The 20,632-nt window shown below is 64.7% G+C and carries 21 protein-coding genes and 1 pseudogene; 13 read left to right on the top strand and 9 right to left on the bottom strand.

Annotated elements, in window-relative coordinates; translation table 11 throughout:
- The 5 genes from flgB to EN738_RS12280 all read right to left on the bottom strand — a co-directional run.
- Positions 1–368: flagellar basal body rod protein FlgB (flgB, locus tag EN738_RS12300; RefSeq protein ID WP_127283909.1), on the bottom strand; the 368-nt coding region annotated here is incomplete at its 3' end.
- A 102-nt stretch (positions 369–470) separates the two neighbouring features.
- Positions 471–1,316, bottom strand: coding sequence for a hypothetical protein (locus tag EN738_RS12295; RefSeq protein ID WP_127283908.1), 846 nt, complete (start codon positions 1,314–1,316; stop codon positions 471–473).
- Positions 1,297–2,718, bottom strand: a complete 1,422-nt coding sequence (fliI, locus tag EN738_RS12290; RefSeq protein WP_127283907.1) for a flagellar protein export ATPase FliI — start codon at positions 2,716–2,718, stop codon at positions 1,297–1,299. Before fliI ends, EN738_RS12295 begins: the two co-directional genes overlap by 20 nt.
- A gap of 4 nt (positions 2,719–2,722) precedes the next feature.
- On the bottom strand, positions 2,723–3,445 hold the full coding sequence (gene flgF, locus EN738_RS12285; RefSeq protein ID WP_127283906.1) for a flagellar basal-body rod protein FlgF: 723 nt from the start codon (positions 3,443–3,445) through the stop codon (positions 2,723–2,725).
- A 7-nt stretch (positions 3,446–3,452) separates the two neighbouring features.
- Positions 3,453–4,229 carry a DUF1217 domain-containing protein gene (locus tag EN738_RS12280; protein WP_189340727.1) on the bottom strand — a complete coding sequence of 259 codons (777 nt, stop codon included), beginning with the start codon at positions 4,227–4,229 and terminating at the stop codon, positions 3,453–3,455.
- 180 nt (positions 4,230–4,409) lie between these two features.
- Here EN738_RS12280 and motA point away from each other — a divergent pair, with 180 nt between their 5' ends.
- From motA to EN738_RS12250, 6 genes are read left to right on the top strand one after another with little or no spacing between them, the layout of a single operon-like run.
- Positions 4,410–5,285 carry a flagellar motor stator protein MotA gene (gene motA / locus EN738_RS12275; RefSeq protein WP_127283904.1) on the top strand — a complete coding sequence of 292 codons (876 nt, stop codon included), beginning with the start codon at positions 4,410–4,412 and terminating at the stop codon, positions 5,283–5,285.
- 34 nt (positions 5,286–5,319) lie between these two features.
- Entirely contained in the window at positions 5,320–6,258 is a 939-nt protein-coding gene (locus EN738_RS12270; RefSeq protein ID WP_127283903.1) for a FliM/FliN family flagellar motor switch protein, read from the top strand.
- Positions 6,259–6,291: 33 nt separating this feature from the next.
- Positions 6,292–6,678, top strand: a complete 387-nt coding sequence (fliN, locus tag EN738_RS12265; protein WP_127283902.1) for a flagellar motor switch protein FliN — start codon at positions 6,292–6,294, stop codon at positions 6,676–6,678.
- Positions 6,679–6,722: 44 nt separating this feature from the next.
- Positions 6,723–7,739, top strand: a complete 1,017-nt coding sequence (locus tag EN738_RS12260; RefSeq protein WP_127283901.1) for a flagellar motor switch protein FliG — start codon at positions 6,723–6,725, stop codon at positions 7,737–7,739.
- A gap of 24 nt (positions 7,740–7,763) precedes the next feature.
- Positions 7,764–8,846 (top strand): flagellar biosynthesis protein FlhB, encoded by a 1,083-nt coding sequence (gene flhB / locus EN738_RS12255; protein ID WP_127283900.1) that lies wholly within the window; start codon positions 7,764–7,766, stop codon positions 8,844–8,846.
- Entirely contained in the window at positions 8,843–9,277 is a 435-nt protein-coding gene (locus tag EN738_RS12250) for a hypothetical protein (RefSeq protein ID WP_127283899.1), read from the top strand. Before flhB ends, EN738_RS12250 begins: the two co-directional genes overlap by 4 nt.
- A gap of 121 nt (positions 9,278–9,398) precedes the next feature.
- Here the strand turns inward: EN738_RS12250 and EN738_RS12245 are convergent, their stop codons facing one another.
- Both EN738_RS12245 and EN738_RS12240 read right to left on the bottom strand, forming a co-directional pair.
- Positions 9,399–10,169: a helix-turn-helix transcriptional regulator gene (locus EN738_RS12245; protein WP_127283898.1), complete on the bottom strand. Its 771-nt coding sequence runs from the start codon at positions 10,167–10,169 to the stop codon at positions 9,399–9,401.
- A complete protein-coding gene (locus tag EN738_RS12240; RefSeq protein WP_127283897.1) occupies positions 10,166–10,870 on the bottom strand; it encodes a helix-turn-helix transcriptional regulator in 705 nt (234 codons plus the stop codon). The genes EN738_RS12245 and EN738_RS12240 overlap by 4 nt, the downstream gene beginning before the upstream one ends.
- A gap of 456 nt (positions 10,871–11,326) precedes the next feature.
- On the opposite strand from EN738_RS12240, the gene EN738_RS12235 reads away from it, so the two are divergent.
- On the top strand, positions 11,327–12,520 hold the full coding sequence (locus tag EN738_RS12235; protein ID WP_127283896.1) for a TMEM43 family protein: 1,194 nt from the start codon (positions 11,327–11,329) through the stop codon (positions 12,518–12,520).
- A gap of 42 nt (positions 12,521–12,562) precedes the next feature.
- Here the strand turns inward: EN738_RS12235 and EN738_RS12230 are convergent, their stop codons facing one another.
- A complete protein-coding gene (locus EN738_RS12230) occupies positions 12,563–13,594 on the bottom strand; it encodes a histone deacetylase family protein (RefSeq protein ID WP_127283895.1) in 1,032 nt (343 codons plus the stop codon).
- A 23-nt stretch (positions 13,595–13,617) separates the two neighbouring features.
- On the bottom strand, positions 13,618–14,271 hold the full coding sequence (locus tag EN738_RS12225) for a TetR/AcrR family transcriptional regulator (RefSeq protein ID WP_127283894.1): 654 nt from the start codon (positions 14,269–14,271) through the stop codon (positions 13,618–13,620).
- A 260-nt stretch (positions 14,272–14,531) separates the two neighbouring features.
- Here EN738_RS12225 and EN738_RS12220 point away from each other — a divergent pair, with 260 nt between their 5' ends.
- From EN738_RS12220 to EN738_RS12195, 6 genes and pseudogenes are all read left to right on the top strand, one after another.
- Positions 14,532–16,214, top strand: coding sequence for an amidohydrolase (locus tag EN738_RS12220; RefSeq protein WP_127283893.1), 1,683 nt, complete (start codon positions 14,532–14,534; stop codon positions 16,212–16,214).
- A 126-nt stretch (positions 16,215–16,340) separates the two neighbouring features.
- Entirely contained in the window at positions 16,341–17,435 is a 1,095-nt protein-coding gene (locus tag EN738_RS12215; RefSeq protein WP_127283892.1) for an ABC transporter ATP-binding protein, read from the top strand.
- On the top strand, positions 17,435–18,355 hold the full coding sequence (locus EN738_RS12210) for an ABC transporter permease (protein WP_127283891.1): 921 nt from the start codon (positions 17,435–17,437) through the stop codon (positions 18,353–18,355). Before EN738_RS12215 ends, EN738_RS12210 begins: the two co-directional genes overlap by 1 nt.
- Positions 18,348–19,145 carry an ABC transporter permease gene (locus EN738_RS12205; protein ID WP_127283890.1) on the top strand — a complete coding sequence of 266 codons (798 nt, stop codon included), beginning with the start codon at positions 18,348–18,350 and terminating at the stop codon, positions 19,143–19,145. The genes EN738_RS12210 and EN738_RS12205 overlap by 8 nt, the downstream gene beginning before the upstream one ends.
- Positions 19,146–19,168: 23 nt before the next feature.
- Positions 19,169–20,203, top strand: coding sequence for an extracellular solute-binding protein (locus EN738_RS12200; RefSeq protein ID WP_127283889.1), 1,035 nt, complete (start codon positions 19,169–19,171; stop codon positions 20,201–20,203).
- Between the two features lie 66 nt (positions 20,204–20,269).
- Positions 20,270–20,632: pseudogene (locus tag EN738_RS12195) on the top strand (6-aminohexanoate hydrolase); the annotation flags it as partial.

Below are 20,632 nucleotides of genomic sequence, written 5' to 3'. Positions count from 1 at the left end.
GCCATCATCATCATGGAGTGGAAGGCTTTGACGATCGCGGTGTTGAGCTCGAAGGAGCGGCGGACCTCACCGGCCTTCATCAACTCGTCTTCCACCACCACGCTGTTCTTCGACGGCATGATCGAGCCGGTGCTTTCCTCCGGCTTGATGCTGAAACCAGCATTCGTCGCCTCGCCGCCGAGATGCCCGGCCTGGGTGGCCTGCAGCGACACCGCGGTGCGGTCGAGGACCTTCTCGAACGGCTCGACATCGCCCGCCGTGTAGCCCGGCGTGTTGGCGTTGGCGATGTTGGACGCAATGGCCGACTGGCGCACGGCCAGCCACTGCGACTGCTTCGTGGCGAGATCGAAAAGGTTGACGGGCTCCATGGGAATCTCCGGACGGGGTTCCCAGAGACTAGGCCGCCAGTCTTGCGCGGACCTTGCGCGGGGCCGGCATGGCGCAGCGCCGCGCGACCGGCCCGCGCGCCGCTATCTGGAGAGGTCGATCACCTGGTCGGTGCTGGTGACCATGACCCATTTGCCGCCGCGTTGCTCAATCGACGAGACGATGCTGGAATCCGGCAGCTTTGAGCCGCGCTGGACGATCCACAGGCCGGCGTCGTCCTCGATCATGGCGCGGCCGTTGGCAACATGCACCATGCGGAACTTGGGATCGGCCGGAAAGGGCTGCTGGTCGACGCCCGGCGCCTCAGCGGGATCCTCGGGGTCCTGCAGCGTGCCGGTGGCGAACAGGTCGACATCGGGAACATCCTTGGCCGTCAGCGGCTGGCCGGGATTTTCCATTTGCGAGCCACCGCTGACGCGTCCGGCATTGGTGCCGCTGCCGCCGAACTTGATGGCCTGCACGCCGAACTGTTCCTGGTTGAAGAAGATGTACCAGGGAAACAGCGCGCAGATCAGGCCGAGCGTGACGCCGAGCGCGGCGACGACGAAATCGCTGCGCCGGTCGGGCTTCTTGCCCAGCCGCGGAAATTCCGCCTTTGGCGGCGTGGGCCAGTCCGTGCGCGGGAACAGGTCATCGATCAGCGAATCGCGGCTGGCCTGGATCGTCTCGGCGGCTTCAACCTGGGCAGCCGCGGGCAAATCATCCCCGGCGGTCCTGGCAGGCCCGGCGGTCCTCGGAAGGGCGGGCTTCGCCGCCTTGGCCAGGACGGCCCCGGTCTTGGCCGCGACCTTGGCGGCCATGGCGCGCGCGGCCTTTGCTGTGGCGGATCGTGCTTCCTCGGCCAAGGCGTCTTCCTTGGCCCTGGCGTCGTCGATCATCTCGCGCAGCAGGCGCTCGGTATATTGGCGCTCACTCTCCTGCATCGCCATTCTGCTTTCCCTTCAGGTAGCGGGCGAGGTCGGCGAACGGATCGACGGACGCGCGGTCCTTCGGCGACTGCGTCAGCGCCTCGTAGATCAGCGGCACCTGGCGCACGGCGATGTCGAGCTCGGCGTCGGCGCCGCCCTGGTAGGCGCCGAGCAAGCGGATGTCGCGCGTGTCCTCGAAGCGCGAGATCATCGACTTCAGCCTGGTCACCAGCATCCGCTGCTCGGCGCTCCAGGCCTTGTCAGCCAGGCGCGAGATCGACGAAAGCGGATTGACCGGCGGATAGCGGCCCTGTTCGGCGATCGCGCGATCGAGCACGACATGGCCATCGAGGATGCCGCGCACGGAATCGGCGACCGGGTCGTTGTGGTCGTCGCCGTCGACCAGCACCGAAATGATGGCAGTGATCGACCCCCTGCCTTTGACTCCGGGGCCCTCGGCGCCAGGTCCGGCGCGCTCGAGCAGCTTGGGCAGGTCGGTGAACACGGAAGCCGGATACCCGCGCGCGACCGGCGGCTCGCCGGTTCCGGTCGCCACCTCGCGCAGCGCGTGGGCAAAGCGCGTGATCGAATCGAGCACCAGGAGCACGCGATGGCCCTGGTCGCGGAAATGCTCGGCGACGCGCATGGCGGTGTCCGGCGCGCGCCGGCGCATCATGGCGCTCTCGTCGCTGGTCGCAACCACGGCCACGGTCTTGGCCATGCTTTCGGCGCCGATCGTGTCCTCGAGGAATTCGCGCACCTCGCGGCCGCGCTCGCCAATCAGCGCGACGACGACCGTATCGAAGGCATCGGCGCCGGCCAGCATGGCGAGCAGCGTCGACTTGCCGACGCCGGAGCCGGCAAAGATGCCGAGGCGCTGGCCGAAGCAGAGCGGCGTGAAGATGTCGATGACCCTGACCCCGGTCATGAAGGCGGTGCCGACGCGCTGCCGCGCCATGGCGCCCGGGGTCGTGGCATTCTCGCCCGGCGTGGATGCGGGCCTGACCAGCGGCGGGCCGCCGTCGATGGCGCGTGTCAGCGCGTCGATGGCGCGCCCGCGCCACGAGGCATGCGGCGTCACCGAAAGCGGTCCGCGGCGAAACACGGCGTCGCCTATGCCGGCGTCGGCACTGCGCTCGAAGGGGGCCACAACCACCTCGTCGCGGCCGATCTTGACGATCTCGCCGCGACGCGTGCCGGCATGGCCGCGCTGCTCGACGATATCGCCCAGCCTGGCGATGTCGGAAAGGCCGCGCACCTTGTAGTGGGTCGGCGAGATCTCGGCGACGCGACCGCCGCGCCGGAGAAGGGACTCGGCGCGGTCGAAGCGGCGCAGGACGCGTTCCAGGGCGGCAAGCCGGTCGGCAGGTGCTGCTTCCGGCTGCTTTTGCAGAGCGCGCAGCGAGGGTGGGCTGGTCGACATGCCTTTACTTGGAGCCGAGCGTCTTGATCGCGTCGTCGGTCGTCGAATCGGTCTGGCGCATCAGCGCCGCCGTGTTCTCGAAGGCGCGCTGGACCATGATCAGCCGGGTCATTTCCTGCACCGGATTGACGTTGGATTCCTCGAGGAAACCCTGCGCCACGCCGACGTCGGAGCGATCGGTCACAGGTTCAGGCGTCCGCGCGGGCACGATGCCGGAATTGCCGTAGCGGACGAAATTCTGCCCTGGGTCGAAATTGTAGAGGCCGATGGCGCCGACCAGCTGGTCGTTCTGCCTGAGCGAGCCGTCGGCGCCGGCCTTGGGCGGTCCGTTGCGAGGGTCGAGCTGGATCGGCGCGCCGCCGCCGTCGAGCACCGGATAGCCTTCGATCGACATAAGCTCGCCGTTCTCGTTCATCGAGAAGCGGCCGTCGCGGGTCATCACCGTGCCGCCCGGCGTCTCGATGGCGAACCAGGCATCGCCCTGGATGGCGAAGTCGAAAGGATTGCCGGTCTCGGTCATCGAGCCGTGCGCCGTCGAAAGATAGGTGTTGCCCGAGGAGGCGAAGGAGACCGACTTCGGCCCGGTGCCGGAGACGACATCCTCGAATTTCACGCCGGTGGCGCGAAAGCCGATGGTCGAGGCATTGGCGACATTGTCGGCGATGGTGTCGAGCCGGCGCTCGAGCGCGATCTGCGAGGAGAGGGCGACGTAAAGGCTGTCCTGCATGGTGTTCTCAGAATTTCAGTTTCTGCATGGCCATCATCAGATCGGTCGAGATGCCCACCGTGGTCGGCTGGGAAAAGAGCACGCTGACCGATGTCGTTGCCGTCGAGGTCGGGTTGTTGATCTCCCACAGGCTGGTGAAGCGGGTCAGGAACTTGTTCAGCTTGTCGGTGTCCTTGAAATCGGCGATGTCGAGCTTCTGCTCGAACAGCTGCGCCTGCTTGTCGATCTCGGCCGCGGCGAAGGAATCGGGCAGGCCGAGGGCGGTGCGCACCACGCTGGCAAGCGCAGTGTCGGCCAGCACGTCGTACCAGTTGGTGATGTCGGGCGCCTTGCGCTGGAAGTAGAGTGCCAGCCGCACGCCTTGATTGGTCTCGCCGGCGTTCTCCTCCAGGGTCTGGCGCATGTATTTGTCTACCGCCCCTTGCTGGGCGGAGGGAAAGAGCGTGGCGGTCGAGCCGTAGGCGGCGAAGTTGAACGCCTTGACGAAGGCGGCGTAGCGCTTGTCGCTCAACTTGTTGGCGAAGCTGTCCGAATCCGAGACGCCTTCCTTGAGCGCCTTGACCATGAAAGCCTTGGCATAGGCCATGTCGCCCAGGCCGTATGCCTTCATGGCATAGGTGAACAGGCGGGTGTCCTTGACGAAGTCGTCGATGGTTTTGATGTTGCCGATATTGGCGAGATAGTAGTCGGTGTCACGCTTGACGACGGGCTGCGCCTCAACCTGGTCGATCGCCTTGGGGATGTCCTTGGCGATAAGCTGGTAGCTCGTATAAGTGTTCAACACGCTGTGCGCCTCCGGCCGAAGCTATTCCAGGAAAATACAGTCACTTCCTTGCGCGAAGCTGAATCGGCCCCGCAACCCGCGAGCCGGACCTCGCGGGGTTGAAGCCTCGTCGATTCAAGCCTCACACAAGGCACGTGGATTATCGGTTGGGACCTGCGGTGACATGCGGAAGGATCTTGCGTGGGCATTCTGATCGGACTGGTGGTGACGCTCGGCTGCGTCCTCGGCGGCTTCATGGCCATGGGCGGCCATCTGCACGTGCTGATGCAGCCCTGGGAAGCGGTGGTCATCTGCGGCGCGGCGCTCGGCACCTTCCTCGTCGCCAACCCGATGAAGACCGTCAAGGACACCGGCAAGGGCATTCTCGAAGCGTTCAAGCAGGCGGTGCCGAAGGAACGGGATTATCTGGAGACGCTCGGCGTGCTGCACAGCCTGATGCGCGAATTGCGCTCCAAGTCGCGCAGCGAGGTCGAGGCGCACATCGACAATCCGGAAGAGTCGGCGATCTTTCAGGCCTTCCCGACGGTGCTGAAGAACCACGACCTGACGCATTTCATCTGCGACTACTGCCGCATCATCATCATCGGCAATGCGCGCTCGCATGAGATCGAGGCGCTGATGGACGAGGAGATCCAGACCATCAGGACCGACAAGCTGAAGGCCTACCACGCGATGGTGGCGGTGGGCGACGGCCTGCCGGCGCTCGGCATCGTCGCCGCGGTGCTCGGCGTGGTCAAGGCGATGGGCGCGCTCGACCAGTCGCCGGAAATCCTCGGCGGCCTGATCGGCGCCGCACTCGTCGGCACCTTCCTCGGCATCTTCCTGTCCTATGCCGTCGTCGGCCCGGTCGCCACCAAGATCAAGACCGTGCGCGAGAAGAAGAACCGCCTCTACATCATCGTCAAGCAGACGCTGCTCGCCTACATGAACGGCGCGCTGCCGCAGGTCGCGATCGAATTCGGCCGCAAGACCATCTCGTCCTACGAGCGGCCGACCATCGATGCGGTCGAGCAGAGCACGATGAACACCGGCACGGGCGAAAAGAAAGCGGCCTGAGCATGCGTGAAGACAGACAAGGCCGCTCGCCATCATGACCAGTCCGGGCAGTCCGTCGCAGACCCGTTCCCTGATCATCGAACGTCTCGTCGGCGACAGCGGCGAGGCCGACCATGTCATCGGCGCCGGCCGGGGGATGGCCGAACGCGCCGTGCCGCTGCTGCAGAAGAGCCTTATCGGCGAACTCGGCGCGCCGGTCACCGTCGATCTGCGCGCGGTCGCGGTCAGCCGCGTTCCCGAGGCGCGCAGCGACGCCGGCGACACATTCGCCATGACCATCGTCGCCTCGCCGACCTCCTCCGATGCCATGACCCTGGTGCTCGACGCGCCGGGCATCGCGGTGATGGTTTGCGCGCTGTTCGGCGGCGACCCGGACGTGCCGGTGTCGCCGATCGAGCGCGAGCTGTCGCAGATCGAAACCGACGTGGCGACGACGGTGTTCCAACTGGTCGCGCAGGCTCTCAATGGATCGGGCAAACGCTCGCTCGAATTGCGGCTGCCGGTGCAGAGGGCGATGTCGGGCATGGAGGCGAAGCGGCGCGTGCTGCGTGACGGGGCGTCGGTCCGCATGGTGTTCGGCATCTCGACGCCGACCGACAGCGGCACTGTCACGGTGATGATCCCGCAGCGCGTCCTGCTGGCGACTCGCGGCGGCGCTGCCGGCGCCCACGAGGACGATCACGCGGCCGGCTCCGACTGGCGCGCGCGCTTCTCCGAAGAAGTGATGCGCTCGGCGGTGATGCTGGAAGCGACGATGCCGCTTGCGCGGCTGACGCTCGGCGACCTCGCCAGCCTCGAAGTCGGGCAGATCATCGAATTCGAGGAGACCGCGCAATCGCAGGCGCGGCTCAGCGCGCGCGACAAGACGTTGTTCGTCTGCGATTTCGGCAAGCTCGGCCAGAACTACACCGTCCGCGTCCGGCACCCCTACGATGCCGGGCAGGATTTCATCGACGGGCTGATGCCGGGCTGACGCCGGGCTGGTCCGATTTTTTGGAGACGACGTATGGCAAAGACCAAGGTGGAAGCCGACCCCGACCAGCCGGACGAGCAACTCGACCGCGCCATCGAGGAACTGCGCGGCGTCCTCAAGGAAGAGGAGCGGCGGCCGGACGCGGCCCTGCGGGCGGCATCAGGCGCCAATTCCAGCATCATCATGGCCATCCCGGTCGACGTGCAGATCATCCTCGGCAGCACCGAGATGGCAGTGTCCGACCTGATGGCGCTGCAGAAGGGCTCGACGGTGGCGCTCAACCGGCGCATCGGCGAACCTGTCGACGTCGTGGTCAATGGCCGCAAGATCGCCCGTGGCGAGATCACCGTGCTCGAGAGCGATCCGTCGCGCTTCGGCATCAGGCTGACCGAAATCATCGCCGCCACCAAGAGCGCATAGGCAATGGCCGGCGCGCCCATCGATCGCCTGCAAGGACAGACAGCATGACGACGCTGACCACGCTGACGCGCCCGCAAAAGGCAGCCGCCATCCTGGTGGCGATGGGCAAGCCCTCGGCCAGCCGGCTCTTGAAATTCTTCAAGCAGGAGGAGCTGAAGGCACTGATCGAAGGGGCGCGCCTGCTACGCACCATCCCGCAGAACGATCTCGAGCGCATCGTCGCCGAGTTCGAAGCCGAATTCACCGAGGGGGCGGGACTGCTCGATTCCGCCGATCGCATGGACACCATCCTCAACGAATCGCTGTCGCCCGAGGAAATGAGCGCCATTATGGGCGACAAGAGGTTCGAGGTGGCGCCCGAGGGGCCGCCGCCGATCTGGCCCGACCTCGAAAAGCTGGAGGCTGGCCGCCTCGGCGCCTTCCTGTCCGGCGAGCATCCGCAGACCTCGGCCTTGGTGCTGTCCAAGCTTTCCTCGCAGACGGCGGCCAATGTGCTGCTGACGATGGAAAAGCCCATCCGCAGCCAGATCATCAAACGCATGGTCACATTGGCCGCGGTCCCGGACGCGGCGGCCAAGATCGTCGAAAGCCAATTGCGCAGCAGTCTGCTGTCACAGGCGGCGGCGAAGGACATCTCGGTCGGACAGGCGCGTGTCGCCAGCGTGCTCAACGAAATGGACAAGCCTCAGCTCGAAGAGGTGATGCACGACCTGGAGGAGGCCGGCACGCCTGATCTCGACGGCGTCAGGTCGCGGCTGTTCGCCTTCGACGATTTGCCGCTGCTGACCCAGAAGGCGCGGGTGCTGCTGTTCGACGGGCTGTCGACGGAACTGGTCACGCTGGCGCTGCGCGGCGCACCGCCGGCGCTCACCGAATCGGTGCTGTCGGCGATCGGCGCAAGGTCGCGACGCATGATCGAATCCGAGCTCGGCCAGGGATCCGAAGGCGTCGCGCTGGCCGACATCCTGGGAGCCCGCAAGACGATCGCGGTGGCGACGATCCGGCTATCGCGCGAAGGGGCGTTCGAACTCCCCTCATCGGCACAGAGCGAAGCGGCATGATGGCGACGGCTCGGTTGACGCGCCATGGCTGAAGCGGTCGACAAGGACTCCAAAACCGAGGAAGCAACAGAAAAGAAGATCCGCGACACCGTCGAACAGGGCAAGCTGCCCCATTCGCGTGAAGCGGCGATCTTCACCTCCTTCGTCGCCATACTGGTGTTCACGGTGTTTTACGCCAAGGACGCCATCGTCGATCTCGGCATGTTCCTGTCGATGTTCCTGGAAAAGCCGGAAGCCTGGCCGATGGACACCGAAAACGACGTCATCGCGCTCTACCAGTCCGTCATTTTCGAGATCGGCCGCGCCGTCGTCAGCCTGCTGGTGCTGCTGGTGGTGGCCGGCGTCGGCGCGTCGGTGTTCCAGAACATGCCGCAATTCGTCGGCGACCGGATCAGGCCGCAGCTGTCGCGCATTTCCATCACCAAGGGCTGGAGCCGGATGTTCGGCGTGCAGGGCTTCGTCGAGTTCCTGAAATCATTGGGCAAGCTCGGCTTTGCCGTCGTCGTGCTTGGCTTCACGCTGTCGGAGGATCACCGCAGGCTGCTTGCCGGCATGATCACCAATCCCGTCGCCTTCGGCCTTGTCATCCGCAGCATCGCCGTCGACATACTGGTTGCGATCGTCTTCGTCATGGGCCTGATCGCGGCGGTCGACCTCGTCTGGTCCCGCTTCAACTGGCGGCGCGACCTGCGCATGAGCAAGCAGGAAGTCAAGGACGAGATGAAGCAGTCGGAAGGCGACCCGATCGTCAAGTCGCGGCTGCGGTCGCTGGCGCGCGACCGGGCGCGCCGCCGCATGATGACGGCGGTGCCGCGCGCCACCCTGATCATTGCCAATCCGACGCACTTTTCCATCGCGCTCAAATATGTCCGCGAGGAGGATTCCGCGCCCCTGGTGCTGGCCAAGGGTCAGGATCTGGTGGCGCTGAAGATCCGCGAGATCGCCAGGGAGCACAACATCCCGATCTTCGAAGACGTGGCGCTTGCACGCTCCATGTACAAGCAAGTTTCGGTTGATAGCGTGATCCCGTCGCAATTCTATCAGGCCGTCGCCGAGCTGGTGCGGATCGTCTACTCGAAAAAGGCTGAGCGCAGACTGACCTCATGAACCGGCAAGCTTATGCAAAATCCCGCGAAATCATCGTCGCCAGCGCCATCGAGCAGGTGATCGCCGAACTCAGGCTGATCGATGTCGCCGACTATATCGCCTTCATCCGGCTGGAGCATTTCGCCTGCCTGTCGGACCTGGTGGATTCGGCGGCCGAACTGTTCTTCATGCCGGGTACGCTCAGGCTCGGTCACGGCGGCGAAGCCCATGTCGACTGGAGCGGCAGCCCGCGCATCGTGCTCGACCTCGAGCTCAGGCCGCCCGGCGTCACCGTCTATTTCCAGCTGACGCTGAGCGAAGACAAGGACCATGTCGTGGTCAACTACGTCTCGTTCGAAAAGCCGGGCGAGAATCCGGAGCACAACACCGCTTTGCTGGAAGCGGTGATCGAGCAGGCCCGCATCCGCAGGACCGAGCCGCTCGCCTACTGAAAATCCGCCATTGCTGAAAGCAAGGCGCGACGGTCGATCGACCGCCGCGCCTTGTATGCCGTTGCCTCGAACCGGCGCGCGCTTTTGGCCGGGTCCGAGTGTAGAGCGTTCGCGGGTCGATCTATTCGATGAGGCCGAGCCGCAGCGCCTTGGCCACCGCCTGGTTGCGGTTGACGGCGTTGAGCTTCTGCGTCGACTGGGTCAGGTACTGGTTGGCGGTGTGCACCGACAATTTCAGCAGCTTGGCGATCTCCTCGCTGGTGTTGCCGTTGGCGGTCAGCTTCAGGCATTCGAGCTCGCGCTTGGAGATCGAGCGCATCCGGCCGGTGTCGGTCGGACGGATGCGGGCAACCGCGGCAAAGAGCGAGAAGCAGCGGGCGTGGATCTCGTAGAGCACGTCCTGCGGCAAGGCGATTTCCGATCCGAGGAAAATGACCAGCCCGCATTGGCCGCGGTCGGCATGGACGGGAAAGGCGATGCCGTTGGTGCCGGGCGCGAGCGGCGCCGTTCTTTCGGCCCAGGCAAGGTCCTGGAAGGCCTGCTGCGAGCTGGCGATGCCGTCGTCCGCCCACCAGCGCGGCGCCGTGGAGATGCGGGTGTGGCGCACCATTTCCTCGCCATTGGCGCCGGAGATGAATTTGGTGGCCACGGAGGTGCCGGGGTAGTCCGAATCGAAGCTTGGCACGAGGCGGGCTCGTTCCAGCGAAGGGCTGACGAAGAACAGGCCGAAAGCCCCGGCGTTGATGTCGACGGCGATCCAGCGGCAGCGGCGCACGGCGTCCGGAATGGTGACGGCGTGGTGCGTTTCGGAGCCGAGCGAGAAGGCGCCGAAGGGGCTGCGCTGCTCGTTGAAGAGGGCCTCGGCTGCCTCCTTGACCTGTGCCTGTTTCAAATGATGCCGCTCCTGATCGCCGTCGCGATGGCCATCGCGCGGTTGCTGGCCGCGAATTTCTGGATCGCGTGGGTGATGTAGCTGTTGACGGTGTTCGACGAGACGCCGAGGATCAGCGCGACCTCGTCGGTGGTCTTGCCCTCCGACACCCAGAACAGGCATTCGCGCTCGCGGTCGGACAGCGGGTCCTGCATGGCGGCGGCGGCGATCAGCTGCGGGATGTTGGACAGCGCGTAGCAGCACTTCAGCTGGGCCTTCATCAGCCCCGGCTGGTCGATCTTGCCGGCCTGGGCGGCCGAGAACAACGCGAACAGGCGCTGGCGACCGACATTCAGCCGCAGCGAGTAGATTTCGGCATGGCCGAGCACATCGAGCAGGCGGGCCTCCTCGCCGCTCAGCAGCGCGCCGGCATCGGGCGCCTGGGCGGCCACCAGCGGCCTCGGGCGGTTGCCGGGCGACGCGGTCAGCGGCCCTTGGGCGAGGCCGGCTATCAGCCGTTTGCCGATGAGCTCGATGGCGTCGAATATCCAGTTGGAGGACACGATGCGGGCATCGCTGCGATCCTGGTCGTGGATGATGGCGACAAGCATGTAGCTGTCGGCGCCGATCTCGGCGGCAAGCTGCATGAAAAAGCTGGTGAGGTCGCCGCGAGACGCCAGGCGCGATGGTTCGGATTGGAGAAGCGCGGCGGGACTGCTCATTTTATGCTTTGGCCGGAATCGATCCATGTGCCCGGTGCTGGTGTCGCCAGCGGCCGAACCCGAAATACGCGTCACTGTCACGAAGACACACTCAAGGCGCGGTCAGCGCCCAACCAGGTCGGAATCCCTACAGGGAACGCGAAGCCGTCCGCGTCTGGTGCCGGCCGAGTGCCGGAACTTGAGACTTTGGGTGGTCGCCGCGCCCCCCGAGGACCGGCTGATTCGGGTCTAATCTACCCGTAGATGAATCCGACATCAAACGCGATTTGACAAAATCGAATCCGGTGGACTCGGATCGCGACTCAGGGGCCGTTTCGCGCTGCTTTCAACCGGTCTCTTCGACGGAAAAAGCGAGGCCGGTGCCGGGCCGCCATATCGGGGCGCGGCCGATTCGGCTAGGATTCGCATGGCGGCACTGGATGGGCGTCCGTTGCCGGTGGTCTTGCGGGGGAAACGATGAGCGATTCATTTCAGGAAGTGACGTCCGTCTCGTGGTTCGGACGGATCAAGCGCGCGGTCGGCGGGGTGGTCTTCGGCCTGATCCTGATCGTGCTGATGGTGATCGGTCTGTTCTGGAACGAAGGGCGCGCGGTGCAGACGGCGCGCTCGCTGGCGGAAGGCGCCGGCGCCGTCGTCTCGGTCGGCGTCGACAGCGTCGACGCCGGCAATGACGGCAGGCTGGTGCATGTGACTGGACCGGTGACGGCCGATAGCGGTCTTGCCGATCCGGATTTCGGCATTCAGGCCGAGGGCCTGCGCCTGTCGCGCAGCGTCGAGATGTACCAGTGGAAGGAAGACTCCAAGTCGGAGACGACGAAGAAGCTGGGCGGCGGCGAGGAGACGGTGACGACCTACAGCTATTCGAAGGTGTGGGACGACAGCCAGATCGACTCAACCGACTTCAAGAAGCCCGACGGCCACCAGAACCCGCCGATGGCGATCCACAGCAGGAGCTTCCAGATCGCGGAGGGCAAACTCGGCGCCTTCACGCTCGACAGGCCGGTGCTCGACCGCATCGGGGGCGACAAGGAATTTTCGCTCTCGTCCAGCCAGTCGGCCGCGATCGAGGCTGCCTATGCCGGTTCAAAGCCGATCAGCATCGTCGACGGCAGGATCTATCTCGGCGCCGATACGACGTCGCCGGCGCTGGGCGACTATCGCATCGGCTACGAGCTGGCGCCGCTCGGCACCGTCAGCATCGTCGCGCGCCAGGCCGGCGACCGGTTCGAGCCCTACCAGACGGCGGCCGGCGATGCGTTGCTGATGGTGGATACGGGCGACGTGCCGGCCGACAGGATGTTCGCCGAGGCGGTCAGCGCGAACACGCTGATAACCTGGCTGCTGCGCGCCGGCGGCCTGATCCTGCTGACGATAGGCTTTGCGCTGCTGCTCGGCCCGATCGGGGTGATCTTCGACGTCATACCCTTCCTCGGCAGCCTGGCCCGGCTGGGCACCGGCATAATCGCCTTCGTCCTGGCGATCCTGGTCGGGACGACGACGATCGCCGTCGCCTGGTTCTGGTATCGGCCGGTGCTTGCGGCCGCCATCCTGGCCGCCGGTGTGATCGCGGCGGTGGCGGTGTACATGCTTGGGCGTTCCCGCAAACCGGCCGTGCCGGCCGCCGCGCCGAGCCCCGGCGCTGCCGCATAGCGTAGAGTTTCCAAGTGGCGGCTGCGGCCGCTCCTTGGCTTCCTACCTGCCCTCGAAGCCGGTCAGCACGCCGACGGCGTTGATGCCGATCTCTTCCACCGCATAGCCGCCTTCCATGACGAACAATGTCGGCAGGCCGAGCCTGGCGATGCGGCGGCCGATCTTGGGATAGTCGGCGCTCGTCAGCTTGAACTGGCTGATCGGGTCCTTCTCGAACGTGTCGACGCCGAGCGACACCACGACGACATCGGGGGCGTAGGCGGCAAGCTTGGCGCAGGCATCCTCCAGCGAGGCGTTCCAGCCGTCCCAGTCGGTGCCGAACGGCATCGGGTAGTTGAGGTTGAAGCCTTCGCCTTCGCCGACGCCATGCTCGTCGGCATGGCCGAGGAAGAACGGATATTCGGTCATCGGATCACCGTGCAGGTTGATTACCTGGACGTCGCCGCGGCCGTAGAAGATCTCCTGCGTCCCGTTGCCGTGATGGTAGTCGACATCGAGGATCGAGACGCGCCTGGCGCCCTGGTCGAGGAACCACTGCGCGGCGACCGCGGCGTTGTTGATGAAGCAATAGCCGCCCATGAAGGCGGCGCCCGCATGATGGCCGGGCGGGCGGCAGAGCGCGAAGGCGGCCGGCTCGCCTGCCTTGACCAGTTCCGCCGCCGTCAGCGCCACTTCATAGGACGACTTGATCGCCGCCCAGGTGCCTGCGACGAAGGTGGCGCCGGCATCGAAGGAATAATAGCCGAGCAGGCCGTCGATGCGCTGCGGCGGCACGTCGCCGCGCAAACCGCGCGTCGGCCAGGTGAACGCCATGGCCGAGCCCTTGTGCCCCTCAGCCGTCCATCGCGGCCAGACGGTCGGCAGGAAGTCGATGTAGTCGGCACTGTGCACGCGCTTGGCGGCGGCGAGATCATGCTCGACCGGCCCGATGATCGGCCCCAGCTTCTCGCTCTCGACGCGCGCCCTGATGAATTCCGCCCGCGACGGCTTTTCGAAACCCGGCACGATCGCCGACGTGACCAGTTCCATCTGGCCTGCATGGCCGGCGTGAAGCGGCGAATAGACAGTCTTCATGAAATTCCTCTCGAAGTGCGAAATCAGTCAAGATTGAGATAGGGGTTCACCAAGGCGAGCCACATCACTTCCACATCGTCCTCGATAAGGTCGTATGTCTTGCGATCCCTTTTCAGCCCCACAAGCCGGCATGCGTGCCCGACCTCCATCATCAGCAAGCCGAGGCGGCTCGCGACCTTGTCTTCAAGAGCCGGGTTCACATGCTGCAGCCATGCGGCGTAGAGGGCGACGATCTGGTCGTCATATTCGTTCTGGATCGGCCTCAGGTCGGCATTTCCCGATATGGCCTCGATCACCGGCATCAGGCTGGCGTTGTCGAGATAGAGCTTCGAGGTGTCGATGAAGAGCTTGCGCACTTCCTGGCGAAACTCTTCGCGGTTGGTGGGCGGGGCGACCTCGATGCGCCTTGCGATCACCTCCGGAAACGATGACAGCCAGCGCCGGGCGAGGTCGAGAAGAATGGCCTCCTTGTTTGGAAAATACTGGTAGACCGAACCGACCGACAGGCCGGCATGCTGGGCGATGGCGAGCGTCGTCGGCGCCTTGGTTCCTTGCTCCCGCGTCAAGGTCAGCGCCGCGTCGAGAATCCTGTCGACCACCTTGCTCGAGCGTTCCTGGCGCGGCTGCTTGCGCGGTTCGAGCGCTATCCTGGTTTCGCGGCTGAAGTTGCGCTTCACGGCTCTAGGTCCTCGTTCCCCGCCCGGTCTCAAGACAGGCGCCGGGTGCTGTCCACAATTCATTCGAAATTCGGAGCGTTGACAAACGCGAATAATTAGTCGCATTCTTTATCCACGCTGTCTGCAGGGATAACAAGGGGAATTTCGAAGACAGCGCGCTGGCATCATTCTTGTCCCATGGCGCGCCGCTCCGGCGGAGTGGAACGCCGTTGGCCAAGGGGCTGCCGGTCACGGCCAGTCGTCAAAAGCGCGGAGTCGCGATGTCTGTCACGGGTGCGGATCACAATGCGGATCTGATCGTCGTCAACGGTCGTGTGCTGACCATGGATGCCGACAATCCCGCAGCCGAAGCCATTGCCGTCAAGGACGGCGCCATCATCGCCATCGGCAGCCGTGCCTCGATCGAAGGCTACAAGGGAACTGCCACCAGGATTGTCGACGCCGGGGGCGGCTCGGTGATCCCCGGCTTCATCGAAGCCCACATGCATCTGTTTTCGGGCGCAGCCGAGCTTGCGCATCTGCAACTGTCGGGCGTCCACGGCTTCGAGGTGCTGCAAGCAGCGATCCGCGATTATGCATCGGCATGGCCCGACGCCAAGATGCTGGTCGCGCAAGGCGTCGACTATACCGTGCTTGGCGACGAGCGGGTGACGCGCCACCATCTCGACGCGATCCTGCCGGACCGGCCTTTCGTCATGGCCGCTCCCGACCACCACACGATGTGGGCCAACACCAAGGCGCTTGAACTGGCAGGCATCCTGCACGGACGCACGCTTGGTCCGGGCAACGAAATCGTCATGGGCGAGGATGGCCTGGCCGCGGGCGAGCTGCGCGAGGGCGAAGCGTTCGGTCCGGTGCTCGATCTTGCCGGCGAAGGCCGGGTGCGGCTCGGGCTGGCGACCGGCGGCGAGCCGGATCCGACGCCGACCGCTGCCGAGCGCGCCGCCGACCGCGACATCATGCGGCGTGGGCTCGCCTGGTGCGCGCGCCACGGCATCACCTCGATCCACAACATGGACGGCAATCTCTACCAACTCGAGCTGCTTGCCGAGATCGAGGCCGAGGAGGGCTTGCCCTGCCGCGCGCAGATACCGTTCCACTACAAGAATTTCATGACGCTCGACATGCTCGACAAGGCGTCCGTCATGGCCGAACGCTACAATGGCGAGTGGCTGTCGTCGGGGATGGTGAAGGTCTTCTACGACGGTGTGCTCGATTCCTGGACGGCGGTGATGGTCGAGCCTTATGCCGACCGGCCGGACTGGATGGGCGAGCCGCTGTTCACGCCGCCGCAGTTCGCCGAGCTTGCGGTCGCCGTCGACAAGCGTGGGCTGCAGATGGCGGTGCATTCGATCGGCGACGGGGCGGTGCGCGCCGTGCTCGACGGCTACGAGGCGGCCGCCAAGGCCAACGGCAAGCGCGACAGCCGGCATCGGGTCGAGCACATCGAGGTCATCACCGACGACGATGTGCCGCGCTTCGAAAAGCTTGGCGTCGTCGCCTCCATGCAGCCGCCGCACCCGCCCGGCGCGATGGATTTTCCGCTGGAACCGACGGTGTCGCGCATCGGGCAGGCCCGCTGGCCGCTAAGCTATGCATGGCGGACCCTGAAGAATGCCGGCGCGCGCGTCGTCTTCGCTTCCGACTGGCCGGTAGCGTCCATCGATCCGATCCTGGGCATCCAGGCGGCGGCAGTGTTGCGCAAACCATGGGCAAGCACCGACCCCGATCAGAGATTCTCGCTGCACGAGGCGATTGCCGGCTATACGGTGGAAGGGGCCTATGCCGAGTTCATGGAGAACCGAAAGGGCCGCCTGAAGCCGGGCTATCTGGCCGACCTGGTGGTGCTCTCGGCCGATATCGAGGCGACCGCGCCGGAAGATCTGCACAAGGTGCGGCCGGTCACCACGGTTTGCGGCGGAAAGGTCACCTATCAAGTCTGACGGTGGCACGGGAATTGCTTTTTAGTCCAGTCCAAGCTCCGCAGTTGCCAAGCCGATTGGCTTATGGTGACAATCAAACAGGAACAAAACCTGCCGCCAAGAGCAGGCCATCTCAATGGGGTAATCGTGCCGGAACAACCGGATAAGAATGCGATCGAGGTTCGTGGCGTCCGCAAGGTATTTGGCAGCGGTGAAAACCAGGTTGCCGCTCTCGACACGGTTTCCGTGTCGATCCGCGAAAACGAGTTCTTCACGCTGCTGGGCCCTTCCGGCTGCGGCAAGACAACGCTTCTGAGGCTGATCGCCGGCTTCGACTTTCCAACCGCCGGCGAGATCCTGCTGTACGGCCAGGACATCGCGCCGCTGCCGCCGTTCAAGCGGCCGGTCAACACCGTGTTCCAGTCCTACGCGCTGTTTCCGCACATGACGGTGGCCGAGAACATCGGCTTCGGGCTGGAAATGCTCGGCAAGCCCAAGGCCGAGATCAAGGCGCGCGTCGGCGAGATGCTGAAGCTGGTCAAGATGGAGGCGCTTGCAGGCCGCCGCACCAGCCAGATCTCAGGCGGCCAGCAGCAGCGCGTGGCGCTCGCCCGGGCCCTGGCGCCGCAGCCGAAGGTGCTGCTGCTCGACGAGCCGCTGTCGGCGCTCGACTACAAGCTGCGCAAGGAGATGCAGATCGAGCTGAAGCGGCTGCAGCACGAGACCGGCATCACCTTCATCTTCGTCACCCACGACCAGGAAGAGGCGCTGACGATGTCGGACCGCATCGCGGTGATGTCGTCGGGCAAGATCCTGCAGGTCGGCACGCCCTGGGACATCTACGACAAGCCGGCGGAACGCTTCGTCGCCGACTTCATCGGCGAGACCAACTTCCTCACCGCCGCCATATCGGGCATGGGCGGCGGCAAGGCGCGGGCGACGCTCAAATCCGGCGCGACCATCGAGGCGACGGTGGCCGAAGGCTTCCAGCCGAAGGACAACGCCACCGTGGTGGTGCGGCCGGAGCATGCCAAGCTGACCAGCGGCAAGGGCGATCTGTCGGGCTCGGTCGAGAACATCGTCTATTTCGGCACCGACACGCATATCCATGTCCAGCTGGACAGCGGCGAGGCCTTCACCGTGCGTCAGCAGAACACGCGCAGCGCCGGCTGCGGCTTCGAGCGCGGCGACAAGGTCGGCATTCTGATCGGCAACGACGCCGCGCAAGTGCTGAGGGACTGATGGCCACCGCGGAACAAGTCGCCAAGGAAGCGGAACGGCGCGACGTCCGCACGCGCTGGCTGCTGTCGGCGCCGGCGCTCATCATCATCTTTCTGGCGGCGACCGGCCCGCTGCTGATCGTGCTGGTCTATTCGCTGCTGACGCCCGGCGCGTACGGCGACGTGAAATGGCAATTCTCGCCGGAGGCCTGGCTGTCGGTGTTCATGGAGCGTGACATTTTCGACGACACGCTTTCGCTTGCCGCCGCTCACGTCACCATCTTCTGGCGCTCCATCAAGCTGGCGATCGTGACGACGATCGCCACCCTGGCGCTGGGTTTCCCGACCGCCTATTTCATGGCGACGCGCAGTGAAAAGACGCGCGACATCTGGCTGTTCCTGATCACCATACCGTTCTGGACGAACCTGCTCATCCGCACCTTCGCGGTGCTGCAGATCATCCGCAACGAGGGCATCATCAACACCATCCTGATCAAGCTCGGCATCGTCTCGGCGCCGGTCCAAATCCTGTTCACCGATACGGCGATCCTGATCGGCATGGCCTATGTCTACCTGCCGCTGATGGTGCTGCCGATCTATGCCAGCATGGAGAAGCTCGACTTCCGGCTGGTCGAGGCCGGCTACGATCTCTACGCCAGCCGGTTCCAGGTGCTGCGGCGCATCATCTTCCCGCTGGTCAGGCCGGGCGTCATCGCCGGCTCGATCCTGGTCTTCATTCCGGCGATCGGCGCCTATGTCACGCCCAGCGTGCTCGGCGGCGGCAAGAACATGATGCTGTCCAACCTGATCGAGCTGCAGTTCGGGCAGGGCCGCAACTGGCCGCTCGGCTCGGCGCTGTCGATCACGGTGATGATCATCGTTATGGTGGCGCTGCTGGCCTATGTGCGCAATGCCGGACGGGCGGAGGTGCGCCATGGCTAATTTCTCGATCAAGCACCAGCCGGGCTTCACCGCGATCGCGGCGACCTGCTTCGTCGTCCTCTATCTGCCGATCATCGTCCTGGTGTTCTACGCCTTCAACGCCGCGACATCGACCTCGGAATGGGGCGGCTTCTCGCTGAAATGGTTCCAGTCGGCATGGCAGAACACGCAGGTCATCGATGCCACCGTGCGATCGTTCCAGATCGGCTCGGTTGCCGCGGTGCTGGCGACCATCGCCGCAACCATGGCGGCGCTGGCGACGACCCGGACAGCGGCCTATCCCGGGCTGACCTTCAAATACGCGGCGATCAACCAGCCGCTAATGGTGCCGGAGATCGTCACCGGCGTGGCGCTGCTCATCTTCTTCTCGCGCATCAAGATTTTCACCGGCTATTCCGGCCTCGGCTATCTGATCGCCGCGCATACGGCGTTCTGCATCCCCTTCGCCTACCTGCCGATCCGGGCGCGGCTGGAGAACATGGACCTGACGCTGGAACGTGCCGCCGCCGATCTTTACGCGACGCCGTGGCGGACGTTCCGCCGCATCACGCTGCCGCTGCTGTGGCCCGGCATCCTGGCCGGGCTGATGCTGGCCTTCGTCATCTCGCTCGACGACGTCGTCATTACCGAGTTCGTCAAGTCGGGCGGCCAGGACACGCTGCCGACCTACATGCTCGGCCAGATCCGTCGGGGGATAACACCCGAGATAAACGCGATATCGACCGTATTCCTGCTCTTGTCGGTCGCCATCGTGACGTTGTTTTTCTTCATCAGCAGGAAACGCGATTAGACATCAGAAATGGGAGCACAACCATGAACTGGAAGATCACGGCGACCGCCATCGGGTTGGCGCTGCTCGCGTCGACAGGCGCGGCCTTCGCCGATGGCGAGTTGAACATCTACAATTGGGGCAACTATACCAGCCCCGACGTCATCAAGAAGTTCGAACAGAAATACAACGTCAAGGTGACGATCACCGACTACGATTCGAACGACACGGCGCTGGCCAAGGTGCGCCAGGGCGGCACCGGCTTCGACATCGCGGTGCCCTCGCAGACCTACGTTCCGATCTGGATCAAGGAAGGTCTTCTGCTCGAGACCGATCCTGGAAAGATGGAGAACTTCAAGAATGTGGCACCGGAATGGGCCAATCCCGACTTCGATCCAGGCCGCAAATACACTGTGCCATGGGCCTGGGGCACGATCGGTGTGGTCGTCAACACCGATGCCTACAAGGGGCCGGCCAACACTTGGGGGATCGTCTTCAATACGCCGGACGAATTGAAGGGCAAGGTCAACGTCGTCCCCGAGATGGGCGACGTCATGTTCGCGGCCACCAAATATGTCGGGGGCCAGCAGTGCACGGACGACAAGGCGGTGCTGAAGAAGGTGCGCGACCTGCTCGTTGCCGCCAAGCCCAACTGGATCGCCATGGAATACAACACCATCGAGAAGATGGGCGCCGGCGACTTCAAGGCGACCAGTGACTGGAACGGCTCGGCGCTGCGCCAGCGGCTGGCGAATCCCGCCATCCACTACAATTATCCGAAGGAAGGCTTTGGACTGTGGAGCGACAATGTCGCCGTTCTCAAGGAAGCGAAGAACGTCGAGAACGCCAAGCTGTTCCAGAACTTCATCATGGACCCGGAAAATGCCGCCGGGCTGTCGGCATTCCACCGCTACGCCAATGCCATCACCGGTTCGGACAAATACATGCCGGCCGACATGAAGGACGCGCCCGAAGTGGTCATTCCCGAGGCAGACAAGGCGCATGCCGAACTGCAGGTGATGTGCCCGCCCGAGGTCCAGGAACTCTACACCAAGATCTGGACCGAACTGCAGAAGTAGCCGCATAGCGACGGACCCGGCGGCAGGCGCCGCCGGGTCCGTTTTCATGTCGTCGGGACATTGATCATGGACTCCTACCGCAACTCTGATCCGCGGCCGCCGATCATGCAGGGCTCGCCGCCGAAGCTGGTCCCACCGAAGCTCGATTGGGACAGAGGGCCATGGAACCGCTGGGCATTCCAGAATATCCGTGAGGTCCTGCCGACCGTCGAGGTCTGGCGTGGCAATGGTCATCGCCGCCGTTTCGAGCGCGTCGAGGTCGATCTCGACGACCTGCCGGTGGTGGACAGCACGGGATCTGCGACGACGCTCGCCGGGCTGCTCGACGAGACTTACACGGACGGCTTTCTCGTGCTCAAGGACGGCAAGATAGCCTATGAGCGCTATTTCAACGGTATGGACGAGCGCTCGCTGCATCTGTCGCAGTCG

The organism is Mesorhizobium sp. M4B.F.Ca.ET.017.02.2.1 (genome assembly GCF_003998955.1).
In the GTDB taxonomy this organism is placed as follows: domain Bacteria; phylum Pseudomonadota; class Alphaproteobacteria; order Rhizobiales; family Rhizobiaceae; genus Mesorhizobium; species Mesorhizobium abyssinicae.
Note: the sequence above shows the minus strand (reverse complement) of the source record. Positions and strands in the feature narration are given on the sequence as shown.